The sequence below is a fragment of the Burkholderia sp. ZZQ-2 genome, from assembly GCF_050768715.1.
Lineage (GTDB): Bacteria > Pseudomonadota > Gammaproteobacteria > Burkholderiales > Burkholderiaceae > Burkholderia > Burkholderia cepacia.
The window spans coordinates 1-639 of sequence record NZ_LDVA01000019.1 but is presented as its reverse complement, the minus strand read 5'-3'; the positions used below and the strand labels follow the sequence as shown (position 1 = coordinate 639).

The 639-nt window shown below is 62.1% G+C and carries 2 protein-coding genes and 1 pseudogene; all 3 read left to right on the top strand.

Translation table 11 applies throughout. The features are described from left to right. Positions 1-268 (top strand): 50S ribosomal protein L28 (rpmB, locus tag ABY44_RS00300; RefSeq protein WP_431640705.1); only part of this gene is annotated, 268 nt, incomplete at its 5' end. Beyond that, the gene (gene rpmG / locus ABY44_RS00295) at positions 268-438 is read left to right on the top strand and encodes a 50S ribosomal protein L33 (protein ID WP_017203558.1); all 171 of its coding nucleotides are present in this window, start codon (positions 268-270) and stop codon (positions 436-438) included. The genes rpmB and rpmG, both read left to right, overlap by 1 nt. Positions 439-441: 3 nt before the next feature. Next, positions 442-639 (top strand): annotated as a pseudogene (locus ABY44_RS00290) (30S ribosomal protein S14); the annotation flags it as partial.

The window sequence follows — 639 nt, the reverse complement described above, 5'->3', positions numbered from 1 at the left end:
CCGGCCTCACGGTATAGAAGGAGTCACCATCATGGCAGCAGTGTGCCAGGTGACCGGAGCTGTTCCCGGCTTCGGTCACAACGTCTCGCACTCGCACCGCCGGACGAAGCGCCGCTTCGACCCGAACGTGCAGAAGAAGACTTATTTCGTTCCGTCGCTCGGTCGTAAGATCACGCTCAACGTGTCCGCCAAGGGCATCAAGGTGATCGACGTCCGTGGCATCGAGAACGTCGTCAAGGACCTCCAGGCGAAGGGTGTGAAGCTCTAATGGCCAAGAAGGCTCAGGACGTACGTCCGATCATCAAGCTGCGTTCGACGGCAGGTACGGGTTACACGTACGTGACGAAGAAGAACCGCCGCAACACCCCCGACCGCCTCGTGCTCAAGAAGTACGACCCGGTCATCCGTCAGCACGTCGAATTCCGAGAGGAGCGTTGATCAATGGCTAAGAAGAGCAAGATCGCTCGCAACGAGCAGCGCAAGGTCATCGTCGAGCGTTACGCCGAGCGTCGCGCCGAGCTGAAGAAGACCCTGGTCGACCCGAACGCCACCGACGAGGCCCGCGAGGCCGCACGCGTCGGCCTGCAGAAGCTGCCGCGCAACGCGTCGCCGGCTCGCGTGCGTTCGCGCGACGTCATC